1 pseudogene is annotated in these 276 nt (G+C 63.4%); it reads right to left on the bottom strand.

Annotated elements, in window-relative coordinates:
* Window positions 1-276 (bottom strand): annotated as a pseudogene (locus tag ACTRWK_RS17540) (transposase); the annotation flags it as partial.

The raw sequence follows: 276 nt of genomic DNA, 5'->3' as shown, positions 1-276 counted from the left end.
CCGGCGGGCGTTCGCGCCGGATTGTCTTTGGGTCGACACCGACAAGCCGACAGGCCCGGCGCTGCGAGATGCCGTGATCCCGCAGCGCCCTGAGCGCCGCCTCTCGCCGCTTGGTCAGCGTCGTCAGTTCTTTCCCAGAAGATCCTTCAGAACCACATTGTCCAGCATCGTATCGGCCAGCAGCCGCTTCAGCTTGGCGTTCTCGTCCTCCAGCGCCTTCAGCCTCGAGGCCTCCGACACCTCCATGCCGCCATACTTGGACTTCAGCTTGTAGAA

Source organism: Sulfitobacter sp. G5_S2_6_S6, from assembly GCF_054968505.1.
Note: the sequence above shows the minus strand (reverse complement) of the source record. Positions and strands in the feature narration are given on the sequence as shown.